The organism is Nonomuraea fuscirosea, from assembly GCF_035917475.1.
Classification (GTDB): Bacteria; Actinomycetota; Actinomycetes; order Streptosporangiales; family Streptosporangiaceae; genus Nonomuraea; species Nonomuraea fuscirosea.
The window spans coordinates 9,824,136-9,838,832 of the sequence record NZ_CP109074.1 but is presented as its reverse complement, the minus strand read 5'-3'; the positions used below and the strand labels follow the sequence as shown (position 1 = coordinate 9,838,832).

The 14,697-nt window shown below is 68.4% G+C and carries 16 protein-coding genes; 14 read left to right on the top strand and 2 right to left on the bottom strand.

Annotation, left to right across the window (positions count from 1 at the left end; all coding sequences use genetic code 11):
- Window positions 1-75: 75 nt before the first annotated feature.
- Entirely contained in the window at window positions 76-297 is a 222-nt protein-coding gene (locus tag OIE67_RS45095) for a BldC family transcriptional regulator (protein ID WP_026214226.1), read from the bottom strand.
- 256 nt (window positions 298-553) lie between these two features.
- Here OIE67_RS45095 and OIE67_RS45090 point away from each other — a divergent pair, with 256 nt between their 5' ends.
- The gene (locus OIE67_RS45090) at window positions 554-772 is read left to right on the top strand and encodes a DUF4229 domain-containing protein (protein ID WP_326632095.1); all 219 of its coding nucleotides are present in this window, start codon (window positions 554-556) and stop codon (window positions 770-772) included.
- On the opposite strand, the gene OIE67_RS45085 is transcribed toward OIE67_RS45090, so the two are convergent.
- On the bottom strand, window positions 769-1,974 hold the full coding sequence (locus tag OIE67_RS45085; RefSeq protein ID WP_326632093.1) for a delta-60 repeat domain-containing protein: 1,206 nt from the start codon (window positions 1,972-1,974) through the stop codon (window positions 769-771). The genes OIE67_RS45090 and OIE67_RS45085 overlap by 4 nt on opposite strands.
- A 107-nt stretch (window positions 1,975-2,081) precedes the next feature.
- Here OIE67_RS45085 and OIE67_RS45080 point away from each other — a divergent pair, with 107 nt between their 5' ends.
- The 13 genes from OIE67_RS45080 to nuoK all read left to right on the top strand — a co-directional run bounded on the left by OIE67_RS45080 (window position 2,082) and on the right by nuoK (window position 14,670).
- The gene (locus tag OIE67_RS45080; RefSeq protein WP_326632091.1) at window positions 2,082-2,798 is read left to right on the top strand and encodes a demethylmenaquinone methyltransferase; all 717 of its coding nucleotides are present in this window, start codon (window positions 2,082-2,084) and stop codon (window positions 2,796-2,798) included.
- Window positions 2,799-3,156: 358 nt separating this feature from the next.
- Window positions 3,157-4,413, top strand: a complete 1,257-nt coding sequence (locus tag OIE67_RS45075) for a geranylgeranyl reductase family protein (RefSeq protein WP_106246184.1) — start codon at window positions 3,157-3,159, stop codon at window positions 4,411-4,413.
- A 64-nt stretch (window positions 4,414-4,477) separates the two neighbouring features.
- Window positions 4,478-4,873, top strand: a complete 396-nt coding sequence (locus OIE67_RS45070; RefSeq protein ID WP_080043646.1) for an NADH-quinone oxidoreductase subunit A — start codon at window positions 4,478-4,480, stop codon at window positions 4,871-4,873.
- A 2-nt stretch (window positions 4,874-4,875) separates the two neighbouring features.
- The gene (locus OIE67_RS45065; protein ID WP_106246186.1) at window positions 4,876-5,427 is read left to right on the top strand and encodes a NuoB/complex I 20 kDa subunit family protein; all 552 of its coding nucleotides are present in this window, start codon (window positions 4,876-4,878) and stop codon (window positions 5,425-5,427) included.
- Window positions 5,424-6,119 (top strand): NADH-quinone oxidoreductase subunit C, encoded by a 696-nt coding sequence (locus OIE67_RS45060; RefSeq protein ID WP_407674777.1) that lies wholly within the window; start codon window positions 5,424-5,426, stop codon window positions 6,117-6,119. Before OIE67_RS45065 ends, OIE67_RS45060 begins: the two co-directional genes overlap by 4 nt.
- Window positions 6,116-7,441 (top strand): NADH-quinone oxidoreductase subunit D, encoded by a 1,326-nt coding sequence (locus tag OIE67_RS45055; protein WP_106246189.1) that lies wholly within the window; start codon window positions 6,116-6,118, stop codon window positions 7,439-7,441. Before OIE67_RS45060 ends, OIE67_RS45055 begins: the two co-directional genes overlap by 4 nt.
- A complete protein-coding gene (gene nuoE, locus OIE67_RS45050; RefSeq protein WP_326632082.1) occupies window positions 7,428-8,162 on the top strand; it encodes an NADH-quinone oxidoreductase subunit NuoE in 735 nt (244 codons plus the stop codon). The genes OIE67_RS45055 and nuoE overlap by 14 nt, the downstream gene beginning before the upstream one ends.
- Window positions 8,159-9,448 carry an NADH-quinone oxidoreductase subunit NuoF gene (nuoF, locus tag OIE67_RS45045; RefSeq protein ID WP_106246193.1) on the top strand — a complete coding sequence of 430 codons (1,290 nt, stop codon included), beginning with the start codon at window positions 8,159-8,161 and terminating at the stop codon, window positions 9,446-9,448. The genes nuoE and nuoF overlap by 4 nt, the downstream gene beginning before the upstream one ends.
- A complete protein-coding gene (locus OIE67_RS45040) occupies window positions 9,445-11,823 on the top strand; it encodes an NADH-quinone oxidoreductase subunit G (protein ID WP_326632079.1) in 2,379 nt (792 codons plus the stop codon). Before nuoF ends, OIE67_RS45040 begins: the two co-directional genes overlap by 4 nt.
- Window positions 11,820-13,103, top strand: a complete 1,284-nt coding sequence (gene nuoH, locus OIE67_RS45035; protein WP_106246196.1) for an NADH-quinone oxidoreductase subunit NuoH — start codon at window positions 11,820-11,822, stop codon at window positions 13,101-13,103. The genes OIE67_RS45040 and nuoH overlap by 4 nt, the downstream gene beginning before the upstream one ends.
- On the top strand, window positions 13,090-13,605 hold the full coding sequence (gene nuoI / locus OIE67_RS45030; RefSeq protein ID WP_106246440.1) for an NADH-quinone oxidoreductase subunit NuoI: 516 nt from the start codon (window positions 13,090-13,092) through the stop codon (window positions 13,603-13,605). Before nuoH ends, nuoI begins: the two co-directional genes overlap by 14 nt.
- Window positions 13,598-14,377 (top strand): NADH-quinone oxidoreductase subunit J, encoded by a 780-nt coding sequence (locus OIE67_RS45025; RefSeq protein WP_326632075.1) that lies wholly within the window; start codon window positions 13,598-13,600, stop codon window positions 14,375-14,377. The genes nuoI and OIE67_RS45025 overlap by 8 nt, the downstream gene beginning before the upstream one ends.
- On the top strand, window positions 14,374-14,670 hold the full coding sequence (nuoK, locus tag OIE67_RS45020; protein ID WP_106246199.1) for an NADH-quinone oxidoreductase subunit NuoK: 297 nt from the start codon (window positions 14,374-14,376) through the stop codon (window positions 14,668-14,670). Before OIE67_RS45025 ends, nuoK begins: the two co-directional genes overlap by 4 nt.
- Window positions 14,671-14,697: the final 27 nt, after the last annotated feature.

Sequence of the window (14,697 nt, the reverse complement as noted above, 5' to 3'; positions counted from 1 at the left end):
CCAGCGGTGATCCTGGTGGCAGTGGTCGCCGTTGAACGACGGGCCACCGTGCAGGATCACCGACTTGACGGAACGTCAGACGCGCGGGGACTCACCTGCTGGCCTGTCGGCCGTAAGAACGTCCTCGCCTCGGAGAAGGGCGTGGACTTCCGACTCGCGGAAGCGCCGGTGCCCTCCGGGGGTGCGGATACTGCTGATGCGGCCTGCCGCAGCCCAGCGCGTAACCGTCTTTGGGTCTACCCGGAAGAGGGCGGCAACCTCTCCTGGGGTCAGCAGACGCTCGCTGCTACTCTCCACCAATCTCTCCCCCTCGCATCCCGCTTCCTGCCAGCGGGCGGACAGGTAACAAGTGTGTCGAGCGAAGCCTGATTTATCCGTGGTTTTCGACAAAGATCACGGGTTGTTATCAGCTGACTGCCCGATTGTTATATGATAGAGCCTCTTTGGGGCTCTCGTGGGTGTTTCTTTACGAAACTCCCTAACTGGGAACAGTAGCAGTGCTCGCGACCGATGCGAAGAGCGAGCCGTACACAGGTCCGAGTAACCTCGACCTGTGCGTCCCGTTCTCCTTTACACCGCGTCCAGACTCGCCCTGTTTCTCGTGACTCTCGGTGTCCTGTTCCTGCTCGGACTGCAAAACCCGATCGCGCTGATCGCGGCTTCTTTCTTGATCAGCGGCATAGCGAGCTACGTCTTGCTGTCGAAGCAGCGTGACGCCGTGAGCGAGCGGCTCAGCGACAGGATCGACCGGCCGAAGCCGCAAGACGACTAGGGCAGGGGGAACATGCCAATCCGGGCATGGTACTCCCGTCCGAGTCTCGTTGTGTCGCTACCGACAAGTAGTCCGCCGCCATGCGCGTAAAACGCCTTCACGCCGATGCCGCGCTCCCGAGTGGGATTCCAACTGAGCGCCTTTCCGGTGCGCGGATGAATGGCGCCGATCCCCGGCCGTGACACCGCGCCCGGCCCCGCCGAGTCACGGCCCCGCGGATTGTCCAGCCAGCGCTGATGTCCTCCGACGTAGACCGCGGCGCCGGTCACCGAGACGGCGTAGAGCGAGTCGCCGCCCGTCGCGTTGACCCAGGTGGGCCTGATCGCCGAGCCCCTGCTGTAGGTCTCGAACCTGGCCGCCGTGTCGCAGATCCCGCCCCTGGCGCCGCCGGTGGTGACCACCGCGAAATAGCTCCCGTCGGGGGAGAAGTCGAGGCCGCGTACGTAGGAGGGGAAGTTGGGGCTGCACGGCTTGGCGTACGCCTCCGTACGCCAGGGCGCGACCCTGGCCTGCGCGCCGCCGACGTCGATCAGCCCCAGCTGCGGCCTGGAGTGGCCGCCGAGCGTGGTGAACGAGCCGTCCACGGCGAGCCGGTCGCGCGAGACGGCCAGCGCGTGCACCTTCACCCGGGCGGTCAGCGGCCCGCCCGGCGTGATGGCGAAGGCCGGGTCGGCCGCGCCGGTGGTGGCGTCGAGCCTGGCCAGCGCCGTACGCGGGCTGTTGAAGTCGCCGCCGACGTACAGCCTGGCCCCCTGCCTGGCCACCGAGGTCACCATGCCGCCGCCGATGCGCGGATCGAACCCGGGCGTGAGCGAGCCGTCGGCGAGCGCGAGCCTGGCCAGGCCGCGGGCGCGCTGCTGGTTCACGCCGTGGAACTCGCCGCCCACGTAGACGGTGCCCCGGTCGCCGGCGGCCAGGCCGAAGACCGGCCCGGCCACGCTCGGCGCGAAGCCGGGCAATATCCGGCCGGTGACCAGGTCGTAGGCGAACAGGTTGGCACGGGCGTGGATCGTTCCACGGGAGGCGTCGCTCACTTCGCTGAACGAGCCGCCGACGACGACGGTGCGCCCGACGAGGGTGATGGCGTTGACGATGCCGTCGAGCACATGAGGGGTGGTGTCTATCGGGTCGGCCGACACGACGCGCGGATGCGCGGCGGGAGCCGAGGCGATGATGGCCGCAAGGGCGACACGGGAAAGCATTCGCCAATATCTAGCAGACGTTGCGTAGTCTCATGGCTACTTTCCGTCGATTGTCCCGGATGGGCATGGCCGCCGGCCCGGGGGCGCCGGCCCGTAGGGTGTGGGGCATGACGCGCGCTCAGTTGGACAAACAGCCGGATGAGGTCGCCGCGATGTTCGATCGCACCGCCCGGCGCTACGACCTGGTCAATGACGTGATCTCGCTCGGGCAGGTGAGGCTCTGGCGCAAGGTGGTGGCCGCCGCCGTGGACGCGGGTCCCGGTGAGCTCGTGCTCGACCTGGGGGCCGGCACCGGCACCTCCACCGACGCGTTCACCACGCTGGGCGCGCGGGCGATCGCCTCCGACTTCTCGCTCGGCATGCTGCGCACCGGCGTGGCCCGGCACGGGGGCAACGCGCTGTCGGGGGCCGGGGTGCCGTTCCTCGCGGGTGACGCGATGCGGCTGCCGTTCGCCGACGACGTGTTCGACGCGGTGACGATCTCGGTGGCGCTGCGCAATGTGCACGACACCGGCCTCGCGCTGCGGGAGATGCTGCGGGTGACGAAGCCGGGCGGCCGGCTGGTCATTCTGGAGTTCTCCCATGTGACCGTCAAAGCGTTCGACCTGGTCTACCGCGAATATCTGATGCGGATGCTGCCGAAGGTGGCCAAGGTGTTCGGCTCCAACGACGACTCCTACGAATATCTGGCCGAGTCGATCAGGGACTGGCCCGATCAGCGGACGCTGGCCGCGACCATCCAGCGAGCCGGCTGGGAACGCGTGGCCTGGCGCAATCTCACCGCGGGGATCGTGGCCGTGCACCGGGGTTTCAAGCCCGCCTGAGCGCGGCGGCCGGGCGCGTTTCCGCGGCATTTTCAGTGGGACGAGTCCGGTGAAAGAAATCGCCGCGGCGAATGCGCGAGTGCCGGACGGCATGGCCGGCGCGGCGTCCCGGAGCGGAGCGGGCTCCTGACCGGCCGGGCTCGGATCCAGTCAGGGCCTGCTGCTAGCGTGACGGATCATGAGTGCGCTGCCCCCAGGCGACACGCCGTCCCCTTGGATCACAGAACGGCACCCCGACTGCCACTATGTACCCGAAAAGCAGTAGACTACGGGCCGGTAAGTTTGTGAAGGGGTTCACAAAGGAACGAAGGCGCGCACACCCCCACGGCCTTCGAGCGTGTAGGGACAGGACAGTCCAGTGACCGTGCCAACAGCCATACAGGCTGACGCCGCCGACGTCATCGTCGTCGGCGCCGGTCCCGCCGGTTCCGCAACCGCTTTTCACCTCGCGCAGGCCGGGCTCGACGTGCTGCTCCTGGAGAAGACCACGTTCCCCAGGGAGAAGGTCTGCGGCGACGGTCTGACCCCCCGCGCGGTCAAGCAGTTGCAGAACATGGGCGTCGACATCGACGCGCCCGGCTGGATCAGGAACAAGGGACTGCGCGTCGTCGGCGGCGGCCTGCGCTTCGAGCTCGACTGGCCGCAGCTCGACCGCTTCCCCGACTTCGGGCTCGTCCGCACCCGCCAGGACTTCGACGAGATCGTCGCCGCCAACGCGGTCAAGAACGGCGTCCGCCTCATGGAGGGCGTCACCGTCACCGGCCCCGTCCTCGACGACCGCAGCGGCCACATCGTCGGCGTGACCACCAAGGACGGCCGGACCTTCCGCAGCCGCGTGGTCGTGGCCGCCGACGGCAACAGCACCCGCCTGGCCCTGGGCATGGGCCTGCACAAGCGCGAAGACCGCCCGATGGGCGTGGCCGTGCGCACCTACTTCGAAAGCCCGCGCCACGACGACGACTACCTCGAGACCTGGCTGGAGCTGTGGGACGGCGACACGCTGCTGCCCGGCTACGGCTGGGTGTTCGGCGTCGGCGACGGCACCTCCAACGTGGGGCTCGGGCTGCTCAACACCAGCTCACAGTTCGGCAACATCGACTACCGCGACCTGCTGCGGCGCTGGTGCCGGTCGATGCCGGCGGAGTGGGGCTTCACCGAGGAGAACATGACGGGCCCGATCCGCGGCGCCGCGCTCCCGATGGCCTTCAACAGGCAGCCCCACTACACACGCGGCCTGGTGCTCGTGGGAGACTCCGGCGGGGCGATCAACCCGTTCAACGGCGAGGGCATCGCCTACGCCATGGAGACCGGCGAGATCGCCGCCGAGATCATCGCGAAGGCCCTCAGGACCACCACCCCCGCGCAGCGGGAACGGACCCTGCGGACCTATCCTCAAGTGCTGAAGGACGCCTACGGCGGTTACTTCACCCTGGGGAGACTGTTCGTCGAGGCGATCGGGAAGCCCGGGGTGATGAGCTTCGGCACCAAGCACGGGCTGCCTCACCCGAGGCTGATGCGCTTCGCGCTGAAACTCCTTGGTAATCTCACCGACCGGCGAGGCGATGCGTCGGACATGATCATTAACGCACTCTCGAAGGTCGCGCCACCAGCATGAATCTCGCAATCAACAGATCCGGCTGCGCGCCCGCGCGCGCGGCGACTCCAGAGGAGGCGTAGCGATGGACCTTTACGTGCCCATCCTGGTGCTCGCCGTTCTCGCGGGGGGCTTCGCGATCTTCTCGGTCGCCATCGCTCCCTTCACCGGTCCCAAGCGCTGGAACCGCGCCAAGCTTGACGCCTACGAATGCGGCATCGAGCCGACGCCCCAGCCGGTCGGTGGCGGACGGTTCCCGCTCAAATACATGATCACGGCGATGCTCTTCATCGTCTTCGACATCGAGATCATCTTCCTTTACCCGTGGGCCGTCTCGTTCGCTCCGCAGACGGACGACCTCGGCCGCGTGCTCTCCTCGGGCCTGGGGCTGTTCGCGCTCGTCGAGATGCTGCTGTTCATCGTCACCGTGCTCGTCGCCTACGCGTACGTGTGGCGCCGCAAGGGTCTGGACTGGGACTGAAAATGGGACTTGAAGAGAAACTCCCCAGCGGGTTCATCCTCAGCACGGTCGAAGCGGCCGCGGGCTGGGCGCGCAAGAACTCCGTATGGCCGGCCACGTTCGGTCTCGCATGTTGCGCCATCGAGCTGATGGCCACCGGCGGCCCCCACTACGACCTGGCGCGCTTCGGTATGGAGCGCGCTTCGGCGTCTCCCCGCCAGGCCGACCTCATGATCGTCGCCGGGCGCGTGTCGCAGAAGATGGCTCCCGTCCTGCGGCAGATCTACGACCAGATGGCCGAGCCGAAGTGGGTCATCTCCATGGGCGTGTGCGCCTCCAGCGGCGGCATGTTCAACAACTACGCGATCGTGCAGGGCGTCGACCACGTCGTGCCCGTGGACATCTACCTGCCGGGCTGCCCGCCGCGGCCGGAGATGCTCATCGACGCGATCGTGAAGCTGCACGACAAGATCCAGAACATGAAGTTCGGCGCGCACCGAGCCGAGCAGATCGAGGAGCTCGAGCTGCAGGCGCTGCGCACGCTGCCGCTGATCGACCAGGGGAGCGCGAAGTGACCTCGCCAGACAACCTGCCGGAGGTCCCGGACGCACAGGTCCCCGAGGTGCCGGCGGCGCAGGAGCCGCCCGTCGCCAGGCGGGGCATGTTCGGTGCCCAGGACTCCGGCGACACCTCCGGCTACGGCGGCCTCGTCGTGCGCCGGGCGCCGCAGCTGTCGACGCCCCGCCCGTACGGGAGCTACTTCGACGAGCTCGTCGACACCCTCGGGCTCGACGACGCGATCGAGCGCGTGGTCGTCGACCGCGGCGAGCTGACCCTGCACGTCAAGCGTGAGCGCCTGGTCGAGGTCTGCCAGAAGCTGCGCGACGACCCGGCGCTGCGCTTCGAGCTGTCGCTGGGCGTCTCGGGCGTGCACTACCCGCATCTGGCGGGCGAGGAGCTGCACGCGGTGATCCACCTGTGCTCGATCACGCACAACCGGCGCGTACGCGTCGAGGCGAGCGCACCCGACGCCGACCCGCACATCCCATCCACAGTGAGCGTTTACCCTGGTCACGACTGGCACGAACGCGAGGCGTACGACTTCTTCGGGATCGTCTTCGACGGTCATCCCGGGCTCACCCGGATCATGATGCCGGACGACTGGGACGGGCACCCGCAGCGCAAGGACTACCCGCTCGGCGGCATCCCGGTCGAATACCGCGGCGCCACCGTTCCCTCGCCCGACCAGAGGAGGAGCTATTCATGAGCACCGCTTATGACGAGGCGACGGAAGGCAAGGTCTACAACGTCTCCGGCGCCGACTGGGACGAGGTCGTCACCGGCGTCCGCGACTCCGACGAGGAGCGCCTGGTCGTCAACATGGGCCCGCAGCACCCGTCCACGCACGGCGTGCTCCGCCTGGTCCTGACGCTCGACGGCGAGACGGTCACCGAGGCGCGCGGCGTCATCGGCTACCTGCACACCGGCATCGAGAAGAACATGGAATACCGGACGTGGACCCAGGGGACCACGTTCGTGACCAGGATGGACTACCTGTCGCCGATCTTCAACGAGACGGCCTACTGTCTCGGCGTGGAGAAGCTGCTCGGCATCGAGGACCGCGTCCCCGACCGGGCCCAGGCCATCCGCGTGATGATGATGGAGCTCAACCGGATCGCCTCGCACCTGGTGGCGATGGGCACGTTCGGCATGGAGCTGGGCGCGACCACGCCGTTCCTGTTCGGGTACCGCGATCGTGAGCTGATCATGGACCTGTTCGAGTACATCACCGGCCTGCGGATGAACCACGCCTACATCAGGCCGGGCGGCGTGAGCGTCGACCTGCCCGCGGGCGCGGTCGACAAGGTCGGCGAGTTCCTCAAGGAGATGCCCAAGCGGATCAAGGACATCCGCAAGCTCCTCGACGAGAACCCCGTCTACGTGCGCCGCACCCAGGACGTGGCCTACCTCGACCTGACCGGCTGCATGGCCCTCGGCATCACCGGGCCGATCCTGCGCGCCGCCGGCCTCCCGTGGGACCTGCGCAAGTCGCAGCCCTACTGCGGTTACGAGACCTACGAGTTCGACGTCGCCACCGAGCGCGGCTGCGACGTCTACTCGCGCTACCTCGTCCGCATGAAGGAGATGGAGGAGTCCCTCAAGATCGTCGAGCAGGCGCTCGACCGCATCGCCGGCCCGCTCAAGGGCGACCCGGTGATGATCGAGGACAAGAAGATCGGCTGGCCCGCGCAGCTCGCGCTCGGCCCCGACGGGTTCGGCAACTCGCCCGACCACATCGCCCACATCATGGGCACCTCGATGGAGGCCCTCATCCACCACTTCAAGCTGGTGACCGAGGGCTTCCGGGTGCCGGCCGGGCAGGCGTACGCCAGCATCGAGTCGCCCAAGGGCGAGCTCGGCGCCCACGTGGTCAGCGACGGGGGCACCCGGCCCTACCGCGTGCACTTCCGCGAGCCGTCCTTCTGCAACCTGCAGGGCTTCCCCGCGATGGCGGAGGGCGGCCAGGTCGCCGACGTGATCGCCGCGGTGGCTTCTATCGACCCCGTCATGGGAGGTGTGGACAGGTGAGCGAGCTTGTCGAGCGCACAATCAGACACAGCGCCCAAGTCATGAGTGGGCCGGAGGCACGCTCATGACTTATTCACCGGAGATCCGTGAGCGTCTGGAGCGGGACGCCAAGGAGATCATCGGACGCTATCCCAAGACCCGCTCCGCCCTGCTGCCGCTGCTCCACCTCGTGCAGTCGGAGGACGGTTACGTCTCCGACGACGGCCAGGAGTTCTGCGCGGAGATGCTCGGCATCAGCAAGGCCGAGGTCACCGGCGTGGCGACCTTCTACACCATGTACAAGCGCAGGCCCGCCGGCGACTATCACGTCGGCGTGTGCATCAACGCGCTGTGCGCGGTCATGGGCGGCGACCAGATCTGGGACGAGCTCACCGAGCACGTCGGCGTCGGCCACGAGGAGGCCACCGCCGACGGGAAGATCTCGCTGGAGCGCCTGGAGTGCAACGCGGCCTGCGACTTCGCCCCGGTCATGATGGTCAACTGGGAGTTCTTCGACAACCAGACGCCAGAGTCGGCCAAGCAGCTCGTCGACGACCTGCGTGACGGCAAGGACGTGCGGCCCACGCGCGGCCCGAAGAAGCTGTGCACCTTCAAGGACGCCTCCCGCGTGCTCGCCGGACTGCCCGACGACCTCGCGGGCGACGGCCCGTCGGCCGCGGGCCCCTCGCTCGAGGGCCTGAAGGTGGCCAAGGCCAAGGGATGGAAGGCCCCGGAAGCATGACGACGACTCTGACACCGGTCCTGACGGCCAACTGGGACCAGCCCAACTCGTTCACGCTCGACGTCTACGGCGCGTACGAGGCGGCGAAGAAGGCGCTGGGCATGGACCCCGACGCCGTCATCCAGGCCGTCAAGGACTCGGGCCTGCGCGGCCGCGGCGGCGCCGGCTTCCCCACCGGCATGAAGTGGGGCTTCATCCCGCAGGGCGACGGCAAGCCGCACTATCTCGTCGTCAACGCCGACGAGTCGGAGCCGGGCACCTGCAAGGACATCCCGCTGATGATGGCCAACCCGCACTCGCTGGTCGAGGGCATCATCATCACGGCCTACGCGATCCGGGCCAACCACGCCTTCATCTACGTGCGCGGCGAGGTGCTGCACGTGATCCGGCGGCTGCACGCGGCCGTGCGGGAGGCGTACGAGAAGGGCTTCCTCGGCAGCGACATCTTCGGCTCCGGCTACGACCTGGAGCTCGTCGTGCACAGCGGCGCGGGCGCCTACATCTGCGGCGAGGAGACGGCGCTGCTGGACTCGCTCGAAGGCTTCAGAGGTCAACCGCGACTCAAGCCCCCGTTCCCGGCCGTGGCGGGCCTCTACGCCTCGCCTACTGTGGTGAACAACGTGGAGTCGATCGCGAGTGTTCCCTCGATCATCGCGAACGGTGCCGACTGGTTCGCGGGGATGGGCACCGAGAAGTCCAAGGGCTTCGGCATCTTCTCCCTCAGCGGCCACGTCACCAGGCCCGGCCAGTACGAGGCCCCGCTCGGCATCACGCTGCGCGAACTGCTCGACATGGCCGGCGGCATCCGCGAGGGGCACCAGATCAAGTTCTGGACCCCGGGGGGCTCCTCCACCCCGATCTTCACCGACGAGCACCTCGACGTGCCGCTCGACTTCGAGGCGGTCGGGGCCAAGGGCTCGATGCTCGGCACCCGGGCGCTGCAGATCTTCGACGAGACCACCTGCGTGGTCCGTACGGTGCTGCGCTGGACCGAGTTCTACGCCCACGAGTCCTGCGGCAAGTGCACGCCCTGCCGCGAGGGCACGTACTGGCTCAAGCAGGTGCTCAAGCGCCTGGAGAAGGGCCAGGGCACCGAGGAGGACCTGACCACGATCACCGACATCGCGGACAACATCCTCGGCCGCTCGTTCTGCGCGCTGGGCGACGGCGCCACGAGCCCGATCCACTCCTCGGTGAAGTACTTCCGCGAGGAGTACCTCAAGCACTTCGAGATCGGCGGCTGCCCGTTCGACCCGAAGAAGTCCACTCTCTGGGGTGAGCAGTGACCGTCGTAGAGACCGAAACGAACCTGGTGACCCTGTCCATCGACGGGTTCCAGGTCAGTGTCCCCAAGGGCACTCTGATCATCAGGGCCGCCGAGCTGCTGGGCATCCAGATTCCCAGGTTCTGCGACCACCCGCTGCTCGACCCGGCGGCCAACTGCCGTCAGTGCCTGGTCGACATCCCCGACGCGGGCAACGGCCGCGGCTTCCCCAAGCCGCAGCCGTCGTGCGCGATCGAGGTCGCCGAGGGCATGGTCGTGCAGACGCAGCTCACCTCGCCGGTCGCCGAGAAGGCGCAGCGCGGGGCGATGGAGCTGCTGCTGATGAACCACCCGCTCGACTGCCCGGTCTGCGACAAGGGCGGCGAGTGCCCGCTGCAGAACCAGGCCATGTCGAACGGCCAGGGCGAGTCGCGCTTCCAGGAGCAGAAGCGGACCTTCCCCAAGCCGCTGCCGCTGTCCACGCAGGTGCTGCTCGACCGCGAGCGCTGCGTCCAGTGCGCGCGCTGCATCCGCTTCTCCGACCAGATCGCCGGCGACCCGCTCATCGAGTTCTTCGAGCGCGGGGCCAAGGAGCAGGTGCGGACGGCCGAGGGCAAGCCGTTCAACTCCTACTTCTCCGGCAACACGGTGCAGATCTGCCCGGTGGGCGCGCTCACGGGCGCCGCCTACCGGTTCCGGGCCCGCCCGTTCGACCTGGTGTCCACGCCGAGCGCGTGCGAGCACTGCGCCTCCGGCTGCGCCCAGCGCACCGACCACCGGCGCGGCCGGGTCACCCGCCGCCTGGCGGGCAACGACCCGCAGGTGAACGAGGAGTGGAACTGCGACAAGGGCCGCTGGGCGTTCACCTATGCCACGCAGCCCGACCGGCTCAAGACGCCGCTGGTGCGCAACGAGGACGGCGTGCTCGTGCCGGCCTCGTGGCCGGAGGCGCTGATGGTGGCCGCCGAGGGCCTGGCCAGGGCTCGCGGCAAGGCCGGCGTGCTGGTCGGCGGCCGGGTCACGGTCGAGGACTCCTACGCCTACGCCAAGTTCGCCCGGCTCGCCCTCGGCACCAACGACGTCGACTTCAGGGCCAGGCCCCACTCCGCCGAGGAGGCGCAGTTCCTGGCGCACGCGGTGGCCGGCAAGGGCATCGAGATCAGCTACACCGACCTGGAGAACGCCCCGCACGTGCTGCTCGTCGGGTTCGAGCCCGAGGAGGAGTCGCCGATCGTCTTCCTGCGCCTGCGTAAGGCGTGGCAGAAGAAGGGCCTCAAGGTCACCTCGATCGCGCCGTTCGCCACCCCCGGCCTGGTGAAGATGGGCGGCTCGCTCGTCCGCACCGCGCCGGGCGCCGAGGCCGACGCGATCGGCGACCTGGTCGGCACGCTGGCCGAGGGCACGATCGTGCTGGCCGGCGAGCGGCTGGCCACGGTGCCCGGCGCGCTGTCGGCGCTCGTCCGCCTGGCCGCCGCCTCCGAGGGCACCAGAATCGCCTGGATCCCGCGCCGGGCCGGTGAGCGCGGCGCCGTCGAGGCCGGCGCGCTGCCCAACCTGCTGCCGATCGGCCGCCCCGTGGACGACGAGAGCGCCAGGGCCGAGGTCGCCAGGGCGTGGAACGTGGCCTCGCTGCCCGCCACGCCCGGTCGCGACACCGCCGGCATCCTCGCCGCCGCCGCGGACGGAGAGCTGGACGCGCTGGTCGTGGCCGGCGTCGACCCCTACGACCTGGTCGACCCCGCCGCGGCGCTCGACGCGCTGGAGCGCACGCCGTTCATCGTCAGCCTGGAGATCCGCGCCAGCGCCGTCACCGACCGCGCCGACGTGGTCCTGCCCGTCGCCTCCGTGCAGGAGAAGGGCGGCACGTTCGTCAACTGGGAGGGCCGGGGCCGCTCGTTCGAGGCGCCGCTGAAGGTGCCCGGACTGCAGTCCGACCTCGCCGTGATCTCCAACCTGGCCGACCGGATGGACGTCCACCTGGGCCTGCCGGACGCCAAGGCGGTCCGGCGCGAGCTGTCCGCGCTGGGCCACTGGCGGGGCAGCCGGGTCAACGCGCCGAGCGCCCTGACCCGCACCCAGGAGCTGCCCGAGCAGGGCCAGGCCGTGCTGGCGACCTGGCACCTGCTGCTCGACGACGGCCGGCTGCAGGACGGTGAGCCGTACCTCGCGGGCACCGCCCGCACCGCCGAGGCGCTGGTCTCGGTGAGCACGGCGGCCGAGCTCGGCGTGGCGGACGGCGACAAGCTCGTCGTCGGCGACACCGTGACGCTGCCGGTGCGCGTCGCCGACCTGCCGGACCGCGTCGTCTGGGTGCCTGCGAACTCCGGCGGCTGCTCGGTCACCCGTGACCTGCGCGCGGTGGCCGGCGACATCGTCACCATCGGGAGCGCCTCATGAGTCCCACCCTGGAGAACTTCGGCCACGATCCGGTGTGGATCACCATCATCAAGGCCGTGATGCTGTTCGTCTTCCTGATGCTGAGCGTGCTGTTCGGCGTCTGGTTCGAGCGCAAGCTCATCTCGCGGATGCAGAACCGCTACGGCCCCAACCGGGCCGGCAAGTTCGGCCTGCTGCAGTCCGTGGCCGACGGTCTGAAGATGGGCCTGAAGGAGGACCTCTTCCCGCGGACCGTGGACAAGGTGCTCTACCTGCTCGCGCCGATCATCATGGTGGTGCCGGCGTTCCTGGCCTTCTCCATCGTGCCGTTCGGCCCGATGGTGAACCTGTTCGGCGTGGAGACGCCGCTGCAGCTGGTCGACCTGCCGGTGGCGGTGCTGTTCATGCTGGCCATGGGCGCTGTCTCGGTCTACGGCGTGGTGCTGGCCGGCTGGTCGTCGCGCTCGCCGTACGCGCTGCTGGGCGGTCTGCGCTCGGCGGCCCAGGTGGTCTCGTACGAGATCGCGATGGGCCTGTCGTTCGTGGCCATCTTCCTGTTCGCCGGGACGCTGTCCACCTCGGAGATCGTCAAGGCGCAGGAGCAGACCTGGTTCGCGGTGCTGCTGATCCCGTCGTTCCTCGTCTACGTGGTCTGCATGTTCGGCGAGGCCGCGCGCATCCCGTTCGACCTGCCCGAGGGCGAGGGCGAGCTGGTCGGCGGCTTCCAGACGGAATACTCCTCGTCGCTGAAGTTCGCCCTGATCATGATGGGCGAATACCTGCACACCTTCACCGCCACCGGCATCGCCGTGACGCTGTTCCTGGGCGGCTGGCGGGCTCCCTTCCCGATCTCGTTGTGGGAGGGCGCCAACCAGGGCTGGTGGCCGGTGCTGTGGTTCTTCATCAAGTTCGTGCTGACCTTCTGCTTCATCGTGTGGGTGCGCGCCTCGCTGCCGCGGGTTCGCTACGACCAGCTGATGTCGCTGGGCTGGAAGGTGCTGATCCCGGTCAACCTGGCCTGGATCCTGCTGGTGGCCGCCGTGCGCAACGTGGTGGTCAACGAGGGGAACAAGACGCTCGGCATCGGGCTCGGCGTGGTGATCGTGATCTGCGCGCTGGCCATCTGGATGCGCTTCGACACCGTCAACCAGCGGCGCAAGGAAGCGAAGAAGGCTCAGGTGGAGGCCGAGTTCGAGGAACTGTCCAACGAGCCGGAGGCCGGCGGCTTCCCTGTGCCGCCGCTCGACCTGCCGCACTACCACGGGGTGCAGCACAAGGAGATTCCCAGTGGGACTAACTGATTGGCTGAACCCCGTCAAGGGCTTCGGGGTCACCTTCCACACGATGTTCAAAAAGCCCGTCACGACGAACTACCCGGAGGAGAAGAAGCCGACGGCTCCGCGCTTCCACGGGCGTCACCAGCTGAACCGGTGGCCGGACGGGCTGGAGAAGTGCATCGGGTGCGAGCTGTGCGCCTGGGCGTGCCCGGCCGACGCGATCTTCGTGGAGGGCGCGGACAACACCGACGAGGAGCGCTTCTCGCCGGGCGAGCGTTACGGGCGCACGTACCAGATCAACTATCTGCGCTGCATCCTGTGCGGACTGTGCATCGAGGCGTGTCCGACCCGCGCGCTCACCATGACGAACGAGTACGAGCTCGCCGACACCGACCGAGAGAGCCTCATCTACACCAAGGAGATGCTCCTCGCCCCGTTGACCCAGGGCATGGAGCAGCCGCCGCACGCCATGCGGCTCGGTGAGACCGAAGAGGACTACTACCGGCTGGGGCGGACCAATGGGTGAGACCATCACTTTCTGGGTGCTCGCCGTCGTCTCCGTCGGCGCCGCGCTCGGCATGGTCTTCAACCGCAAGGCCGTGTACTCCGCGCTGATGCTCGGCACCGTGATGCTCTGCCTGGCCGTCCTGTACGCGGTGCAGGACGCGCCCTTCCTGGCCGCGGTGCAGATCATCGTCTACACCGGCGCGATCATGATGCTGTTCCTGTTCGTGCTGATGCTCGTCGGCGTCGACTCCTCCGACTCCTTCGTCGAGACGCTCAAGGGCCAGCGCTTCTGGGCGATCATCGCCGGCCTCGGCTTCCTGGCCCTGGTCGTCGCCGCGGTCGGCAACGCGATCTTCGCTCCGGAGGTCGGGCTGACGGCGGCCACCCAGCAGGGCGGCTACATCCGCTCGATCGCGCTGCAGCTGTTCACCAAGTACGTGTTCGCGTTCGAGATCACTTCGGCGCTGCTGATCACCGCCGCGCTCGGCGCGATGGTGCTGGCGCACCGCGAGAAGCTCACCGAGAAGCCGACGCAGAAGGATCTGTCCCGCGCCCGCTTCCTCGGCGACCACCCCTCGCCGCTGCCCGGCCCCGGCACCTACGCCAGGAACAACGCCATCGACATGCCGGCGCTCCTGCCCGACGGGTCGGTCGCCGAGTCCTCGGTCAACCGCTACATCGCGCGCTACGACGTCGAGCACGGGCACCTGCCCGATGATCCCAAGCTCGCCGAGGCCATCAAGCAGACGGCCGAGGACGACGCCGAGGAAAACAACGAGGTCACCAAATGACGACTCACTACCTCGTACTGTCCGGCCTGTTGTTCGCCATCGGCGCCATGGGCGTGCTGATCAGGCGGAACGCGATCGTGGTGTTCATGTGCGTGGAGCTGATGCTCAACGCCTGCAACCTCGCCTTCGTGACCTTCGCCCGGCAGGTCGGCAACCTGGAAGGCCAGATCATCGCGTTCTTCGTGATGGTGGTGGCCGCGGCCGAGGTCGTGGTGGGCCTGGCCATCATCGTGACGATCTTCCGAACCCGCAGGTCCGCGTCCGTTGACGACGCCAACCTGCTGAAGTACTAAGAGGTGACTGGTGGAATCTCATATCGC

Coding starts and splice junctions, on each gene's coding strand:
- OIE67_RS45085 (WP_326632093.1), bottom strand. CDS start 1,974: ATGCTTTCCCGTGTCGCCCTTGCGGCCATCATCGCCTCGGCTCCCGCC.
- OIE67_RS45080 (WP_326632091.1), top strand. CDS start 2,082: ATGACGCGCGCTCAGTTGGACAAACAGCCGGATGAGGTCGCCGCGATG.
- OIE67_RS45070 (WP_080043646.1), top strand. CDS start 4,478: ATGGACCTTTACGTGCCCATCCTGGTGCTCGCCGTTCTCGCGGGGGGC.
- OIE67_RS45065 (WP_106246186.1), top strand. CDS start 4,876: ATGGGACTTGAAGAGAAACTCCCCAGCGGGTTCATCCTCAGCACGGTC.
- OIE67_RS45055 (WP_106246189.1), top strand. CDS start 6,116: ATGAGCACCGCTTATGACGAGGCGACGGAAGGCAAGGTCTACAACGTC.
- nuoF (WP_106246193.1), top strand. CDS start 8,159: ATGACGACGACTCTGACACCGGTCCTGACGGCCAACTGGGACCAGCCC.
- nuoH (WP_106246196.1), top strand. CDS start 11,820: ATGAGTCCCACCCTGGAGAACTTCGGCCACGATCCGGTGTGGATCACC.
- OIE67_RS45025 (WP_326632075.1), top strand. CDS start 13,598: ATGGGTGAGACCATCACTTTCTGGGTGCTCGCCGTCGTCTCCGTCGGC.
- nuoK (WP_106246199.1), top strand. CDS start 14,374: ATGACGACTCACTACCTCGTACTGTCCGGCCTGTTGTTCGCCATCGGC.